Here is a 15,548-nt window from a genome sequence, read left to right as displayed (position 1 = left end):
TGGCGATAAACCCCGGCTGGCGCAAGCGAGTATTAACAGGCAGATAACATGATAATTGCCCTATTCTACGCGAATTTGCAGCGCAAAATGGCACTGTTCTCCCTGCGCTAAAAGGCGTAATCCCGGCTGGCCCAGCATGTGGTGGGCATTCACCGGATGCGTCTGCGGTTCGAGGCAAAGGAACTCCTCACCCGACATTCTGAACAGCATAAGCCACGGAGTTTGCGCCAGAATCGTGAGCTTCATCACATCGCGTTGAATGACCGCCTGCCCGCCCCAGCCGGAATACCCCACGTTCAGCCAGGCGTCCTCGCCATACTGTGCGCGAGTGAAATCAGCCGCTGGTGGGATATCGTGCTGCCAGGGTAACGGCAGGTGTTGCTCCCCCTCCGGCCAGTAGCCGCTGGCCGAAAACTGCGCCGTACTGCGCGCATCAAAGGCAAAAAACGGATGGAAGCCACAGCCGTACAACATCGGTTGTTCACCACTGTGGGTGAGGGTCAACGAGGCATGCAGGCTGGATGCTTCCAGTTGATAGCACAGCTGCGCCGTATAGTCGTAACCGCACGGATGCCAGCCGCGTAAGCGCAGCAAACAGCCACTTTGAGTCGCATTAACCACCTCCCAGCGCCGCAGCCAGCCGTCACCGTGTAAGAAGAATTTATCGTCCGCCTCATGCTGCGGCAAAACCACCTCTTCCCCCCGCAGCAGAAAGCGATTACCTGCCACCCGGTTAGCCAGCGGTAACATGGGGAACAGGCCGCAATCCCCCGGTTGTTTCCCCTGGCCCTCACGTAAAACCGGTTGTTGATGTTGTAACGACACCAGACTCAACAGCGACCCGCCCTGAGGGTCAACGCACATCCGCAGATGTGCGTTTTGTAGCATCAAAAGGTTGTCCATTACCGGGCGCTACGTGGTTGGGCCGAAGGGCTGGCTTTACTATGCTGCGCCGCCAGCTGTTCTTCCAGCGCTTCCAGGGTGACGCCCTTGGTTTCCGGCACATGGCGCAGAACGTAAACATAACCCATGGCACAAATCACACCGTACAGCAGGAAGCTCCCAGCCGCACCCAGGCTGGCATTGAGCAGCGGGAAGGTGTAGGTCAGCAGGAAACAGGCAATCCACAGTGCCAGCGTACCCAGCGACATCGCCAGACCACGCACGCGGTTAGGGAAAATTTCCGACAGAAGCACCCAGGTCACCGGGGCCAGCGTCAGGGCGTAAATAGCGATTGCCGCCAACACCAGTACCAACACCGGCCATCCCATAATGCCCAAGCCGTAGGCACTGGCAATCAGCACATAGATAACGGTCAGCCCCGATGCGCCAAACAGCATCAGTTTGCGACGGCCAATTTTGTCCACCAGCGGCAGAGCGGCAAGGGTGAAGACCAGATTAATGATCCCCGTCGCCACGATCGATTTTAACGTACCGTTGATATCGAACCCGGCGGAGGCAAAGATCTCCTGCGCATAGTTGAAGATCACGTTGATTCCACACCACTGCTGGAATACGGCCAGCACCATACCAATAATCACGATCGGTTTGATCTGCGGTTGCAGCAGCGTAGACCAGGCGACCTTGTGATTATCTTTTTGCAGCGTGTGTTCAATCTCCTTCAGGGTTTGCTCTGCATACGCTGTACTGCCAATCCGTTGCAGCATGGCGCGTGCGCGCTCAGGTTTCCCGGCCTTCACCAACCAGCGCGGAGATTCCGGCACAAAGAACATCAGTACAAGAAACGCCAGAGCGGGGACTAACTCGGCACCGAACATCCAGCGCCAGCCCGTCTGACCGTTCCAGCTTTCCACAATCGCCTGCTGGGTCGCGCCAGTGGCAACGGGTTCAGCAATCATCAGATTGATAAGCTGCGCCGCCAGCACGCCAATCACGATGGTCAGTTGGTTAACGGCAACAAAACGACCGCGCTTTTCAGCCGGGCTGACTTCAGCGATGTACAGTGGACTCAGCGCCGACGCCAGACCAATCCCCACCCCGCCGACGATACGATAGACAATAAACATATCGAAATTGCTGGCAACGGCGGTGCCCCAGGCAGAGGCACTGAAGAGTATCGCAGAGAGGATCAGCGGCATTTTTCGACCAAACTTGTCGGCACACCAGCCGGAGATCAGCGCACCAAAAATACAGCCGACCAGCGCCGAGCTCATCGCCCAGCCGGACTGCGCCGGATCGGTAATCGAGAAATACGCTTCATAGAAGGGTTTTGCCCCACCAATCACTACCCAGTCATAGCCAAACAGTAAACCACCGCAGGCCGCAACCAGGCAGATAGTCCAGACATAGCCAATCTTTAAATGTGTCTGCGCGTTATTCATTATCATTCCTCTTTCAGGGAAACGCAGGGAACAGAAGGTTTCAGGTGGGGTTGCCCCCACCCGATCAGGGTGTTACTGGAAAAGCGATATGTTGATGGCGTGACGCAGCAGCAAGGCTTTGTCGTGCGCCGGATGACGTTGCAATAGCGCATCAAGGTCATGCTGGCAGGCAGGCAGATTGCCCAGCCCCAGGTGCCCAAGCGCATTGATGAACAGACAGTGTTGCTGATGTTTCTCGTGTGCAGAGGTATCCAACACCACTAAATCAGGCAGCGACACGGCAAAGAAATCGACGTCCGGCACCTGGTCATGCTGCGTATCAACCCACTGCAGGAAGCTGTGGAACAGCGTGTCCGCTTGCGCGGTGTCCCCCATCGCTTTCAACGCCATGCCTTGCCAGAACAGATAGTCCACCGGCTGGTCGTTGTAATAACGTCCGGCGTCAAGCGAACTACCGCCCCGCGTTGCCCGCACAAAATAGCGCTGGGCCTCGTCATGGTGTCCCTGCTGCTGTGCGCAATATCCCAGCAAATACCAGATGTCGTTATCCGTTTGTCCGGGTAAACGTCCTTCGCCGAGGTTCTGCGGGTAGTGCAGCGCCTGCTGCAGCAAGACGATGGCAGCCGTGAAATCGTTGATGTGAATAGCGGCCAGTGCCCGATGCAGGTGATTGAGCAGATACTGCCCGGTGGCTTTGCCTTCACCGCCTTCCCACGGGTGGAACACGCGCTCGTTGAGCACGGCCGCCGCGGCATCATAGTGACCCACGCCATTCCATAAACTGAGCAGTTCTACCGTCAGGTCATCACGATGGAAAACCACCTCCTTGCTGGCTTCCAGCCTTGCCAAACGCTGTTTAGCCGGTTGTGCCAGTAGTTTATTGAGGTAGTCGAGCTCAAACAGGAAGCGCGCATTTTTCGGCTCCAGCGCCACGGCCTGCGACAGATAACGCTCTGCCAGTTGAGCATCATGCTGCTTGTTCCAGGCATAAATCCCCAGCAATCGGTGTACCGGGGCAAAATCCGGCTCCTGCTCAAGCGTGAATTGCCAGCAGGAGACCGCCTCGTCATAACGTCGTTTGCTATACCAGAAACAGCCGAGCAAATAGCGGGCAAACGCGCTATGCGCCAGCGTTTGTAGCATCTGCACTTCATCCAGCGTATTGGGGAATCGCACACGGTTTTGCAGACACTCGCGAGCGCGCATGATGAAAGACTGAGGGTTATCACTGAGTGAAGCCCGCCACAACATCGGCAGCGTTTCCTGGCTGTCGAGCAGTTCCAGCACATCGCGCGCCGCATCTTGCTGCCCCAAAGAAGTCAGCCAACCCGCCAGCTCGCAGGCATTGGTACCACGTCGCCCGGTAACGTACAGCAGTGCGGCGGCTGAATCTTCGTCCTGACCGATGGCCCAGCGCGCATAGTGCAGGGTGTAACTCAGCGGATAGTCAGCCAGCTGTTGGCGAATATATTCCAGCGCCTGCTCGCTGCGATCAAGCTTCGCCAGCACCAACGCTTTCAGCCCCATCGCCAGGTTATTACTGCCGTTGAAACGCAGACTCTGATCGACCTTCTCCAGCGCACCAGCATAGTCTGCACGCTTCATCGCCAGACGAGCCAGCGACCAGAAGGCGGCATCGCGACAGTTACCGCTCCAGCTTGCCTTGTAGTAACTCTCCCACGCACCGTCATTATCACCCTGACGTTCCAGAGCGGCGGCCAGCAGCATGCTCGCCTCGCCATCACGCGGATTTTTATTGAGTTTATGCGCGCGTTCAAGCGCCGCACGCGCACAGTGCTCGGCCAATGCCCAGTCCGCCCGGTTTAGCGCCAGCGTTCCCAGCGCCACATTATTGCGGTAATCAAGCGGATCAACCTCCAGCGCGCGGCGATAATAATCCTCTGCATAACGGCTGGCGTGATTGTATTGTTCCAGATGCTGACCAATAAAATAGAGTTCATCGGTATTGGACAGCGCCTCTGGCAGTGCCGGCGCAACGGCGGCCGAAGGCAGCGGTAATTCTTCGGCAATGTGCTCTTCGTATTGCAGCAGCGACGAGCCATCCGCGTGGGTCACGGCTATGGTCACCCGCTCGTGACCGCTATCGGACACCTCAGCCAGCCAGCTTTTCCCCGGCTCAAGGGTCAGAATCTGTTCATAAAACGGTTTCCCATCAGCAGAAAGCGTAACCAACACGTCGTGCAGCGGCGCAATAGCGTAAACGCCAACAGAGAGCTGGCCATTGTCACGCACCAGACGCAGCGCCAGTTGAGTGCTGGCGTTTTGCACCATGCCGAGTTCGCTGTAGGGCAGGAAGTTTTGTACGAAGACTTTCTCTTCGTACGGCGCAAGCCAGGTAAAGTCCGGCTGATTATCAGTAAAGACCCCGGTCATCAGTTCAATATACGGCCCGTTGTCATCGGTCAGGTTGCGATCCCAGGCGACGCCAAACTCACCGTATCCCCAGGTCCACTGTTTTTTCCCTGGCGAAACGTGGTGATCGGCGACATGCAGCAGTCCGCCGCGTTCGCCATGGTGCCACGCGCCGACAAAGTCATAGTTCGATTTTTCAGCCATATAGGAGGTCGGAACCGGCACGTTTTTGTAGCGTGAGATATCCACGCCCGCGGAGTAATCCACTTTGTAATAAGTGCCGGTCGCTATCGGGAACGCGGAAACATCGCGCTTACCATGGTCAAAAACGGCAGTCACATCCGGCGGGAACACGCTCTGATGATCGTCCCCGCCCTTCACCGCAGGATTCGCCCACCATAAGAAATGGCGCGGAGTGGCATTACCGTTAAACACTTTTCCGGTTATCTCAATCAGGGCGCGATCCGGATACAGCGTGAATCCTGTCATCACCTGCAAGCCACGCATCGGCTCAACTTCACCCATCCACACCGTGTATTCGCCCTGCTCGCCCTGCTGTTGAGTAAAATCAACCGGCATAAAGGTGGTGGGACGGTGATGCTGAGGCCAGTTAAACTCAATGCCGCCGGAGATCCACGGCCCGAGCAGGCCCACCAGCGCAGGTTTGACGACTTCGTTGTAGTAGACGAAATCGCGCTGTTGTACTTTGTCATAGGCGCGATGAATACGCCCCCCCAACTCCGGCAGCAGCATGATGCGAATGAAGTCATTCTCCATCCACACCGCTTTGTAGTCGCGCATTTCACGCTTGCCGGTTAGCGTATCAATCACGCCATAGGGATACACCGCACCAGAAGATCCCTGATAAACCCGTTTCTCAAGGAACATCGGGTTAACGTCTTCCTCGCCTGCCGTCCACGTTGGGAGGGTGATCGTTTCCTGCCAGACCTTCACTGAACCGTACATGCCGCTCTCCACTCAATAAACAAAAGTAAAAATTTAACTTGAGGCTATTCTGCGGCAGTTAAGTGGCGTTAAAATGCGCAATGCTCACGCAATACAGTAAAGGGAGTTAAGTGAATGCAGCGTTCGGGGTTCAACAACGCCAGGGTTCGCCAGGCGAATAAACAGATCTTTTTGTCGCACCTGTGGCGGGAAAAGCAGCTCAGCAAATCACAACTGGCACAGCTCACCGGCTTGTCGATCCCGGCGGTCAGCAATATTCTCGAAGAGTTGATGGATGAAGGGCGGATCGACCATTCCCGCGAGACATTAAGCCAGCGCGGTTTGAGCAGCGGCAGCTTTCATTTGCCGGAAAAAGGGGCCTGGACATTATGCATCAACGTCACCCCCACCAGCATCACCAGCCAGTTGGCAGATGCGCGCCTGGTCGCAGTCGGTGACTGGCGGCATGAACTGATCAATCCCGAGACGCCAAAAGCGCTATTGACCGCGTTGGCAGCGCACTGGCGGGAATACCGTCGGCACTATCCTGAGGTCACAATCAACCTCGCGCTGGGCGTTCACGGTCAGGTTGATCCGATTACCGGCGCATCAAAGACCATGCCACAGGCACCGTGGAAAACAGCGGTGGAAATAAAGTATTTGCTGGAAGAAATGCTCGGCGTGCAGGTCCTGCTGGATAATGACTGCGTGATGCTGGCGCTGGCGGAAAAGTGGCAGAACCCGGCGGCGAACGGCGATTTTTGCGTGATTAACGTTGATTACGGCATTGGTTCATCGTTCGTCATCAACGACAACATCTGGCGCGGCAGTTTGTTTGGCAGCGGCCAGATTGGACATACCATAATCAACCCTGACGGCATCGCCTGTGACTGCGGTCGTTACGGCTGTCTGGAAACGGTCGCCTCATTAAGCGCCCTGAAAAAGCAGGCTCGCGTGTGGATGAAATCTCAGCCTGCCCCCCATTACGATCCAGAAACGCTGACCACCGATCAGCTGATTGACGCCTGGCAACAGGGCGATGTCCGTATTCAGGCGTGGGCCGAGCACGCTGCCAGCGCCATTGGCCTGAGTTTATATAACTTTTTGAATATATTAAATATTAACCAGATTTGGTTATACGGTCGCAGCTGTGCCTTTGGCGAAAGCTGGCTCAATACGCTGGTACAGCAAACCGGGTTTAATCCGTTTGATCACGGCGATAGCCCACGTGCCAGAGCCACGCAAATAAGTTTCGGTCAGCTTAATCGCTCGCAGCAGTTGATGGGTATTGGCTATCTGTATGTGGAATCACAGCTTAGCGAACTGTCATGATAATGCCGCCAGGGGCACGGCTAAACGATCCTGCGCCAACGCGATAAAATCCTGCAGGGCGGGCTTCAACTCGCCCTTTTTCCAGGCCATCAGCAACGCAATGGTCGGCACATCACCGGCGATAGGGCGAAAAACCACCTGGCCGGTATTAAAATTATTCATATAACCGGGTATCAAAGTCACCCCCAGCCCCATACCAACCAGGTTCATGGTCACCAGAATATTGGTGGCGACCTGCACAATATTGGGTTGGCTTTCCTGCTGTTGAAACCACGCTTTGACAATCTTCGCCAACGCGCCGGAATAGGCCGGATCGGTACTGACAAAGTTCACGCCGTTCAACTGCTGGGCTGAAATCGTTTTCTCGCTGGCTAACGGGTGGTTAACTGGCAGTACCACGACCAGCGGCTCATGAATCAGTTCCAGATAGTCGAGTTCCGGGCTGTAAATCGGATGGCGCATTAAGCCAACATCCAGCTCGCCGCGCAGGATTTTCTCTTCCTGCTCAGTGGTTATCAGGCTCACCAGTTCAATATGCGTGTCCGGTTGTTTTAAACGAAACAGCGGCAGAACCTTCGGCAGCAGATTCACCTCCGCGGAAGGGACAAACCCAATCGAGAAATGACAGTCTTCCTGCACCGCCTTACGGGCGCGAATTTTGGCATTTTCTGCCTGTTCAAGGATCGCCAGCGCATCCTGCAAAAAGCACTCCCCTGCTGCCGTCAGCGCGACTTTGCGTTTATCCCGCACCAGCAGCGTCACTCCGACGCAGGCTTCCAAATCGCGGATCTGGCTGCTTAACGACGGCTGAGAGGTATGCAACTTCTCTGCAGCACGGGTGAAATTCAGCGCCTGCGCCACCGCGACGAAATAGCGTAAGTGCCTCAGTTCCATACCCTGCTCCTTGTTATCGAAAAAACGTCTCAGCTGGTAGATATTTACTATTTCACAGATTGATAACTAACCAGCAACATCCTTGGGGTACAAAAAAAGAAGGTCAATACATCTTAGCTTTCGGGATTAAAAAATATGACCACACCCTCAAATTTAGACATCTACTCACTGATCGACACGCAAAATGGTCGCGTAACCCCACGGATTTATACCGACCCCGACATTTACCAACTGGAACTGGAACGCATCTTCGGACGCTGCTGGCTGTTTCTCGCTCACGAAAGTCAGATCCCGAAGCCGGGTGACTTTTTCAATACCTACATGGGCGAGGATGCGGTGGTGGTCGTGCGACAAAAAGACGGCAGCATCAAAGCCTTTCTCAATCAGTGCCGACACCGCGCCATGCGTGTCAGCTACGCCGACTGCGGCAATACCCGCGCTTTTACCTGTCCGTATCACGGTTGGTCTTACGGCATTAACGGCGAGCTGATTGACGTGCCGCTGGAGCCACGCGCCTACCCGCAAGGGCTGTGCAAGTCCCATTGGGGGCTGAACGAAGTGCCCGGCGTCGAGAGCTACAAGGGGCTAATCTTCGGCAACTGGGACACCACCGCGCCTGCGCTGCGTGATTATCTCGGCGACATCGCCTGGTACCTGGACGGCGTACTGGATCGTCGCGAAGGCGGCACCGAAATCGTTGGCGGCGTACAGAAATGGGTGATCGACTGCAACTGGAAATTCCCCGCTGAGCAGTTCGCCAGCGACCAGTATCACGCGTTGTTTAGCCACGCTTCTGCCGTGCAGGTGCTCGGCGCCAAAGATGACGGCAGCGACAAACGCCTCGGCGACGGGCAAACCGCACGTCCGGTGTGGGAAACTGCCAAAGATGCACTGCAGTTCGGTCAGGATGGGCACGGCAGCGGATTTTTCTTTACTGAAAATCCCGATGCCAACGTCTGGGTCGACGGCGACGTCTCCAGCTACTATCGCGACACCTACGCCGAAGCCGAGCAACGACTGGGCAAGGTTCGCGCTCTGCGTCTGGCGGGTCATAACAACATTTTCCCGACGCTGTCCTGGCTGAACGGCACCGCCACACTACGCATCTGGCACCCGCGCGGGCCGGATCAGGTCGAAGTGTGGGCGTTCTGTATTGCCGATAAAGCGGCCTCTGATGACGTAAAAGCCGCATTTGAAAACAGCGCCACCCGCGCCTTCGGCCCGGCTGGTTTTCTTGAACAAGATGATTCAGAAAACTGGTGCGAGATCCAGAAGCTGCTCAAAGGCCACCGCGCTCGGAACAGCCAGCTGTGTCTGGAAATGGGCTTGGGTCAGGAAAAACGTCGTGAAGACGGCATTCCGGGGATCACCAACTACATCTTCTCGGAAACCGCCGCACGCGGGATGTACCAGCGTTGGGCCGATTTGCTAAGCAGCGAAAGCTGGCAGGAAGTGCAGGAAAAAACCACCGCTTACCAGCAGGAGGTAATGAAATGAGCGCGTTAGTTTCTCTGGAACTGCATCATCGCATTACCCAGTTTCTCTACCACGAAGCCAGCTTGCTGGATGACTGGAAGTTTCGCGACTGGCTGGCGCAGCTTGACGACGAGATCCGTTACACCATGCGTACGACGGTGAATGCCCAGACTCGCGACCGCCGCAAAGGGGTGCAGCCGCCGACCACCTGGATTTTCAACGACAACAAAGATCAGCTCGAGCGCCGCATTGCACGTCTGGAAACCGGCATGGCCTGGGCAGAAGAGCCGCCGTCGCGCACCCGGCATCTGATCAGCAACCTGCAAGTTAGCGAAACCGACGTTCCCGATGTGTTTCGCGTCCGACTGAACTACCTGCTGTCTCGCGCACAAAAAGAGCGGGATGAAACCTTATACGTTGGCATGCGCGTGGACAAAGTACGCCGCTTGCCGGGCGATGAGTGGCGTTTACTGGAGCGTGAGATCGTGCTGGATCAGGCGGTGATCTCCTCCCATAACCTGAGTGTACTGTTCTGATGAATCGTGTATTTGCCTGCCCCGTAGGGGATTTGCCGGAAGGTGAAGCGCTGCGGCTCGACACCTCGCCGGTCATCGCGTTGTTTAACGTTGGCGGTGCATTTTATGCCATTAACGACCGCTGCAGCCACGGTAATGCCTCGATGTCGGAAGGGTATCTGGAAGACGATGCCACCGTGGAGTGCCCACTGCACGCCGCCAGTTTCTGCCTGAAAACCGGCAAAGCGTTGTGCCTGCCCGCCACCGATCCGCTGACCACCTATGCGGTGCACGTGGAAGGCGGCGAGGTATTTATTGATATGCCTGAGGGGGCCTGATGAGCGATTTACGCGATAACGTCGTCTTTATTACCGGCGGCGGTTCCGGCCTGGGCCTGGCGCTGGTCGAGCGCTTTATTGAAGAGGGTGCGCGGGTCGCTACACTGGAGCTCTCCGCTGCCAAAGTCGCCTACCTGCGCGAGCGTTTTGGTGAGCATGTGCTGGCGGTGGAGGGGAATGTCACCCGCTACGCCGACTATCAGCGCGCGGTGGATAACATTCTCACGCGATACGGTACGCTCGATTGCTTTATCGGCAATGCGGGAATTTGGGATCATAACGCCTCGCTGGTAAACACCTCTGCCGAGGCGCTGGAAACCGGCTTTCACGAGTTATTCAATGTCAACGTGCTGGGATATCTGTTGGGGGCCAAAGCCTGCGCCCCCGCGCTTATCGCCAGCGAAGGCAGCATCATTTTTACCCTGTCCAACGCAGCATGGTACCCCGGAGGCGGCGGTCCGCTGTATACCGCCAGCAAGCATGCAGCAACCGGTCTGATTCGCCAGTTAGCCTACGAGCTGGCACCCAAAGTTCGCGTCAACGGCGTGGGGCCATGCGGTATGGCGACCGATCTGCGCGGCCCGCAGGCGCTGGGTCAGAGCGATACATCGATTATGCAGTCGCTAACGCCGGAAAAAATTGCCGCCATTTTGCCGCTGCAGTTTTTCCCGGAGCCGGCAGATTTTACCGGCCCGTATGTGATGCTGGCGTCACGGCGCAATAACCGCACGCTGAGCGGCGTGATGATCAATGCCGACGCCGGTCTGGGCATTCGCGGGATTCGTCACGTTGCCGCCGGACTGGATCTCTGAGGAGGCATTATGTACCACAATATCATCGCCATTGTCGGCGGCGGACAGGCCGCGGCAATGGCGGCAGCCGCACTGCGTCAACAGGGGTTTGACGGCGAGATCCATCTGTTTTCCGATGAGCCGCATCTGCCCTACGAACGCCCTCCACTTTCCAAAACCATGCTGTTGGACGACGTGCCGCAGCTGCAGCCGGTGCTGAACGCAGACTGGTGGCGGGATAATAATGTTCAGCTGCATCTGGGCGTCACCGTTCAAACGCTCGGGCGAGAAACGCAAACGCTGGTACTGGCTGACGGACAGACCTACCCGTGGGATCAATTACTGATTGCCACAGGCGCAGCGGCACGCCCGTTCCCATTACTGGATACGCTCGGTGACCGCGGCTTCACGCTGCGCCACGCCGGAGATGCAGCGCGTCTACGAGACGCGCTCAGCCCCGGGCAGTCGATCGCTATTGTCGGAGCCGGAACCATCGGACTTGAGCTGGCTGCCAGCGCCACGCAGCGCGGTTGTCAGGTCACCGTCATTGAACTGGCTGCCACGGTGATGGGTCGCAACGCTCCGCCGCCGATACAACGTTATCTGGCCGCCCGCCACCAGCAGGCTGGCGTACATTTGTTGCTGAATAATGCGATTGAACAGGTGGCTGGCGGGGAACGCATCGCCCTCACGCTGCAACGTGGCGAACAGCTTCAGGTTGATAGCGTGATCTACGGTATCGGGATTGTCGCCAACGACGGGCTTGCCCGTGATGCGGGTCTTGATGTGGCAAACGGCATTATCATTGATGCGTCGTGCAGAACCGTCGATCCGAACATTTTTGCCGCCGGAGATGTGGCAGTACAGCGTTCGCCAGACGGTACGCTGCAACGTTGCGAAAGCTGGGAAAACGCCAATAATCAGGCGCAAACTGCCGCGGCAGCCATGCTGGGGCTGACACTCCCGACGCTACCTCCGCCCTGGTTCTGGACCGATCAGTTCAGCGACAACCTGCAGTTTATTGGCGATATGCGTAGTGATGGCTGGGTCGTGCGCGGCAGTCCAGATGACGGCAAGGCTATCTGGTTTAACCTGCAAAACGAGGTGATAGTCGGCGCGGTAACGCTCAACCAGGGACGAGAAATGCGGCAGCTGCGCAAGTGGATTCAGGCAAAGAAAAAGCCGCTGTTAGCGGCTTTACTTGATGAGACGGTGACGCTTAAGTCGATATAACTGCCGGATGGCACTGCGTTTATCCGGCCTACAAGTAACTCATATGTAGGCCGGATAAGGTGTTTACACCGCCATCCGGCAATCCGTATGACTTATGCGTAAACCGGGAAGCGAGCGCAGATATCCAGCACTTTGGCTTTAATGCGTTCGATAGTGGCTTCATCATTGATGTTGTCCAGAATGTCACACATCCAGCCAGCCAGTTCTTTCACTTCCGCTTCTTTAAAGCCGCGACGGGTCACTGCCGGAGAACCAATACGGACACCGGAGGTCACGAACGGGCTCTTCGGATCGTTCGGTACGCTGTTTTTGTTAACCGTGATGTTCGCACGGCCCAGCGCCGCATCGGCTTCTTTACCGGTCAAGTTTTTGTCGACCAGATCCAGCAGGAACAGGTGGTTTTCAGTGCCGCCAGAAACCACTTTGTAGCCGCGGTTCAGGAACACTTCAACCATCGCTTTGGCGTTTTTCGCAACCTGCTGCTGGTAAACTTTGAACTCTGGCTCCATCGCTTCTTTCAGCGCCACAGCTTTTGCCGCGATCACGTGCATCAGCGGGCCGCCCTGTGCGCTTGGGAACACAGCGGAGTTCAGTTTTTTGTACAGCTCTTCGCTGCCGTCTTTTGCCAGGATCAGGCCGCCGCGCGGACCCGCCAGGGTTTTGTGGGTCGTGGTGGTAACAACGTGTGCATGCGGAACCGGGTTCGGGTATACGCCTGCAGCAATCAGACCGGCAACGTGTGCCATGTCGACGAACAGGTATGCACCGATGCTGTCAGCGATTTCACGCATTTTTGCCCAGTCAACCACACCGGAGTACGCAGAGAAGCCACCGATAATCATCTTCGGTTTGTGGGCCTGAGCCTGCTTAGCCATGTCTTCGTAGTCAATCTTGCCGGATTCATCGATGCCGTAAGGGACGATGTTGTACAGTTTGCCGGAGAAGTTGACCGGGGAACCGTGAGTCAGGTGACCGCCTTGCGCCAGGTTCATACCCAGAACGGTATCGCCCGGCTGCAGCAGCGCAGTGTAGACCGCGAAGTTAGCCTGAGAACCCGAGTGCGGTTGGACGTTAGCGTAGTCGGCACCAAACAGCTCTTTCGCGCGGTCAATCGCCAGTTGCTCAACGATATCCACATACTCGCAACCGCCGTAGTAGCGCTTGCCCGGATAACCTTCAGCGTATTTGTTGGTCAGCTGAGAACCCTGCGCCTGCATGACACGCGGGCTGGTGTAGTTTTCGGAGGCGATCAGTTCGATGTGCTCTTCCTGACGTACTTTTTCCTGCTCCATAGCCTGCCACAGTTCGGCATCATAATCGGCAATGTTCATTTCACGCTTTAACATCCGCATCTCCTGACTCAGCTAACAATAGAATTTCGGCCTAAAAAGGCAGTCCTGTTGGACGACGGCCAACAGTATAACCGAATCAATCTTCGATAACAGGTCTTGACAAAGGATTTTACGCAAACGATTACCTTCACAGCACACAAGGCTTTGGAGAATAATGACATGGCAAATTTCAACGGATTTCTTTTCAGGTTTGTGATGCAGATTTTTCAAGTTGTAACCTTTACAACGTAAAGTTACAAAGAACCATTTACAATGCAGGGGTATTTTTTATAAGATGTATTTGACATACATCATTAAAGCCTCAGATAAAGGAAGACCGTATGCTTGACGCACAAACCATCGCTACAGTGAAAGCCACTATTCCCCTGCTGGTCGAAACCGGCCCGAAACTGACCGCCCATTTCTACGATCGCATGTTTACGCATAACCCAGAACTCAAAGAAATTTTCAACATGAGTAACCAGCGTAATGGCGATCAGCGTGAAGCGTTGTTTAACGCTATCGCCGCTTACGCCAGCAATATCGACAACCTGGCGGCGCTGTTGCCTGCGGTCGAAAAAATTGCCCAGAAGCATACCAGCTTCCAGATTCAGCCTGAGCAGTACAACATCGTGGGCGGTCACCTGCTGGCAACGCTGGACGAGATGTTCAGCCCAGGGCAAGAAGTGCTGGACGCTTGGGGTAAAGCGTATGGCGTGCTGGCTAACGTCTTCATCAACCGCGAAGCGCAGATTTACAGTGAGAACGCCAACAAAAATGGCGGCTGGGAAGGTACCCGTCCCTTCCGCATTGTGGCAAAAACGCCGCGTAGCGCATTAATTACCAGCTTTGAATTTGAACCCGTCGACGGCGGTGCGGTGGCTGAATACCATCCGGGCCAGTATCTGGGCGTCTGGCTTAAGCCGGAAGGTTTCCCGCATCAGGAAATTCGTCAGTACTCTCTGACCCGCAAACCGGATGGCAAGGGCTACCGCATTGCAGTTAAGCGTGAAGACGGCGGTCAGGTTTCAAGCTGGCTGCATAACCATGCGAAAGTCGGTGACATCGTTCATTTAGCCGCACCGGCAGGCGATTTCTTTATGGATGTCGCCACCGATACTCCGGTGTCGCTGATTTCCGCAGGCGTTGGTCAGACCCCGATGCTGGCAATGCTGGATACACTGGCGAAAGCCGGACACACGGCGCAGGTAAACTGGTTCCACGCGGCAGAAAACGGCGATGTGCATGCCTTTGCTGATGAAGTGAATGAGCTGGGCAACTCACTGCCGCGCTTTAGTGCCCACACCTGGTATCGTGAACCGAATGAAGCAGACCGTGAAAAAGGCGCGTATGACAGCGTGGGCCTGATGGATCTGAATAAACTGGAAGGTGCAATCAGCGATCCGGCGATGCAGTTTTATCTGTGCGGTCCGGTCGGCTTTATGCAGTTTGCCGCGAAGCAGCTGATCGGTCTGGGTGTGAAGAACGAGAATATTCATTACGAATGCTTCGGTCCGCATAAAGTCCTGTAATTACGTCATGCCTGATGGCGCTGCGCTTATCAGGCCTACGGGGTTTTGTAGGCCTGATAAGGTGTTTACACCGCCATCCGGCAAGCACGGCGCGGCTTAAATTGCTGCGTCGTCTTCTTCGCCAGTACGGATACGCACCACGCGTGCCACGTCAAAGACAAAAATCTTACCGTCGCCAATTTTACCCGTTTGAGCCGTGCGAATAATGGTATCGACACAGGTATCCACGATGTCGTCGGTAACCACAATTTCAATTTTTACCTTCGGCAGAAAATCCACCATATACTCCGCACCACGGTACAGCTCGGTATGGCCCTTCTGACGGCCAAAGCCTTTCACTTCCGTTACGGTCATACCGGTAATGCCCACTTCTGCCAGCGCTTCGCGGACGTCGTCGAGCTTGAAGGGTTTAATAATCGCATCAATCTTTTTCATGGTTTTCCTGT

The 15,548-nt window shown here is 55.7% G+C and carries 13 protein-coding genes and 1 pseudogene; 8 read left to right on the top strand and 6 right to left on the bottom strand.

The window, feature by feature from the left end; all coding sequences use genetic code 11:
- Positions 1-60 precede the first annotated feature (60 nt).
- From FDX22_RS12820 to FDX22_RS12810, 3 genes are all read right to left on the bottom strand, one after another.
- The gene (locus FDX22_RS12820) at positions 61-903 is read right to left on the bottom strand and encodes an aldose 1-epimerase (RefSeq protein WP_146717284.1); all 843 of its coding nucleotides are present in this window, start codon (positions 901-903) and stop codon (positions 61-63) included.
- On the bottom strand, positions 903-2,342 hold the full coding sequence (locus FDX22_RS12815) for a sugar porter family MFS transporter (protein WP_146717283.1): 1,440 nt from the start codon (positions 2,340-2,342) through the stop codon (positions 903-905). Before FDX22_RS12815 ends, FDX22_RS12820 begins: the two co-directional genes overlap by 1 nt.
- A gap of 72 nt (positions 2,343-2,414) precedes the next feature.
- Positions 2,415-5,681, bottom strand: a complete 3,267-nt coding sequence (locus FDX22_RS12810) for a DUF5107 domain-containing protein (RefSeq protein WP_146717282.1) — start codon at positions 5,679-5,681, stop codon at positions 2,415-2,417.
- Positions 5,682-5,795: 114 nt separating this feature from the next.
- On the opposite strand from FDX22_RS12810, the gene FDX22_RS12805 reads away from it, so the two are divergent.
- Positions 5,796-6,992 (top strand): ROK family transcriptional regulator, encoded by a 1,197-nt coding sequence (locus FDX22_RS12805; protein WP_115257769.1) that lies wholly within the window; start codon positions 5,796-5,798, stop codon positions 6,990-6,992.
- On the opposite strand, the gene hcaR is transcribed toward FDX22_RS12805, so the two are convergent.
- A complete protein-coding gene (gene hcaR, locus FDX22_RS12800) occupies positions 6,987-7,886 on the bottom strand; it encodes a DNA-binding transcriptional regulator HcaR (protein WP_146717281.1) in 900 nt (299 codons plus the stop codon). The two genes, FDX22_RS12805 and hcaR, sit on opposite strands and share 6 nt — an antisense overlap.
- Positions 7,887-8,021: 135 nt before the next feature.
- Here hcaR and hcaE point away from each other — a divergent pair, with 135 nt between their 5' ends.
- From hcaE to hcaD, 5 genes are read left to right on the top strand one after another with little or no spacing between them, the layout of a single operon-like run.
- Positions 8,022-9,383 carry a 3-phenylpropionate/cinnamic acid dioxygenase subunit alpha gene (gene hcaE / locus FDX22_RS12795; protein WP_115257767.1) on the top strand — a complete coding sequence of 454 codons (1,362 nt, stop codon included), beginning with the start codon at positions 8,022-8,024 and terminating at the stop codon, positions 9,381-9,383.
- On the top strand, positions 9,380-9,898 hold the full coding sequence (hcaF, locus tag FDX22_RS12790; RefSeq protein WP_135911591.1) for a 3-phenylpropionate/cinnamic acid dioxygenase subunit beta: 519 nt from the start codon (positions 9,380-9,382) through the stop codon (positions 9,896-9,898). Before hcaE ends, hcaF begins: the two co-directional genes overlap by 4 nt.
- On the top strand, positions 9,898-10,215 hold the full coding sequence (gene hcaC, locus FDX22_RS12785; protein WP_096756145.1) for a 3-phenylpropionate/cinnamic acid dioxygenase ferredoxin subunit: 318 nt from the start codon (positions 9,898-9,900) through the stop codon (positions 10,213-10,215). Before hcaF ends, hcaC begins: the two co-directional genes overlap by 1 nt.
- Entirely contained in the window at positions 10,215-11,027 is an 813-nt protein-coding gene (gene hcaB / locus FDX22_RS12780) for a 3-phenylpropionate-dihydrodiol/cinnamic acid-dihydrodiol dehydrogenase (protein WP_115257764.1), read from the top strand. The genes hcaC and hcaB overlap by 1 nt, the downstream gene beginning before the upstream one ends.
- Positions 11,028-11,036: 9 nt before the next feature.
- Complete coding sequence (gene hcaD / locus FDX22_RS12775; RefSeq protein ID WP_117343495.1) at positions 11,037-12,239, top strand: phenylpropionate dioxygenase ferredoxin reductase subunit; 1,203 nt, start codon at positions 11,037-11,039, stop codon at positions 12,237-12,239.
- Between the two features lie 92 nt (positions 12,240-12,331).
- Here the strand turns inward: hcaD and glyA are convergent, their stop codons facing one another.
- Positions 12,332-13,585: a serine hydroxymethyltransferase gene (gene glyA, locus FDX22_RS12770; protein WP_115257762.1), complete on the bottom strand. Its 1,254-nt coding sequence runs from the start codon at positions 13,583-13,585 to the stop codon at positions 12,332-12,334.
- 326 nt (positions 13,586-13,911) lie between these two features.
- On the opposite strand from glyA, the gene hmpA reads away from it, so the two are divergent.
- Positions 13,912-15,102, top strand: a complete 1,191-nt coding sequence (gene hmpA, locus FDX22_RS12765; RefSeq protein WP_115257760.1) for an NO-inducible flavohemoprotein — start codon at positions 13,912-13,914, stop codon at positions 15,100-15,102.
- A 4-nt stretch (positions 15,103-15,106) separates the two neighbouring features.
- Positions 15,107-15,202: pseudogene (locus FDX22_RS32595) on the top strand (hypothetical protein); the annotation flags it as partial.
- Here the strand turns inward: FDX22_RS32595 and glnB are convergent.
- A complete protein-coding gene (gene glnB, locus FDX22_RS12760; protein WP_002438074.1) occupies positions 15,199-15,537 on the bottom strand; it encodes a nitrogen regulatory protein P-II in 339 nt (112 codons plus the stop codon). The pseudogene FDX22_RS32595 and the gene glnB sit on opposite strands and share 4 nt — an antisense overlap.
- Positions 15,538-15,548: the final 11 nt, after the last annotated feature.

It is taken from the genome of Citrobacter sp. TBCS-14 (genome assembly GCF_005280805.1).
In the GTDB taxonomy this organism is placed as follows: domain Bacteria; phylum Pseudomonadota; class Gammaproteobacteria; order Enterobacterales; family Enterobacteriaceae; genus Citrobacter; species Citrobacter gillenii.
Note: the sequence above shows the minus strand (reverse complement) of the source record. Positions and strands in the feature narration are given on the sequence as shown.

Coding starts and splice junctions, on each gene's coding strand:
- FDX22_RS12820 (WP_146717284.1), bottom strand. CDS start 903: ATGGACAACCTTTTGATGCTACAAAACGCACATCTGCGGATGTGCGTT.
- FDX22_RS12815 (WP_146717283.1), bottom strand. CDS start 2,342: ATGAATAACGCGCAGACACATTTAAAGATTGGCTATGTCTGGACTATC.
- FDX22_RS12810 (WP_146717282.1), bottom strand. CDS start 5,681: ATGTACGGTTCAGTGAAGGTCTGGCAGGAAACGATCACCCTCCCAACG.
- FDX22_RS12805 (WP_115257769.1), top strand. CDS start 5,796: ATGCAGCGTTCGGGGTTCAACAACGCCAGGGTTCGCCAGGCGAATAAA.
- hcaR (WP_146717281.1), bottom strand. CDS start 7,886: ATGGAACTGAGGCACTTACGCTATTTCGTCGCGGTGGCGCAGGCGCTG.
- hcaE (WP_115257767.1), top strand. CDS start 8,022: ATGACCACACCCTCAAATTTAGACATCTACTCACTGATCGACACGCAA.
- hcaF (WP_135911591.1), top strand. CDS start 9,380: ATGAGCGCGTTAGTTTCTCTGGAACTGCATCATCGCATTACCCAGTTT.
- hcaC (WP_096756145.1), top strand. CDS start 9,898: ATGAATCGTGTATTTGCCTGCCCCGTAGGGGATTTGCCGGAAGGTGAA.
- hcaB (WP_115257764.1), top strand. CDS start 10,215: ATGAGCGATTTACGCGATAACGTCGTCTTTATTACCGGCGGCGGTTCC.
- hcaD (WP_117343495.1), top strand. CDS start 11,037: ATGTACCACAATATCATCGCCATTGTCGGCGGCGGACAGGCCGCGGCA.
- glyA (WP_115257762.1), bottom strand. CDS start 13,585: ATGTTAAAGCGTGAAATGAACATTGCCGATTATGATGCCGAACTGTGG.
- hmpA (WP_115257760.1), top strand. CDS start 13,912: ATGCTTGACGCACAAACCATCGCTACAGTGAAAGCCACTATTCCCCTG.
- glnB (WP_002438074.1), bottom strand. CDS start 15,537: ATGAAAAAGATTGATGCGATTATTAAACCCTTCAAGCTCGACGACGTC.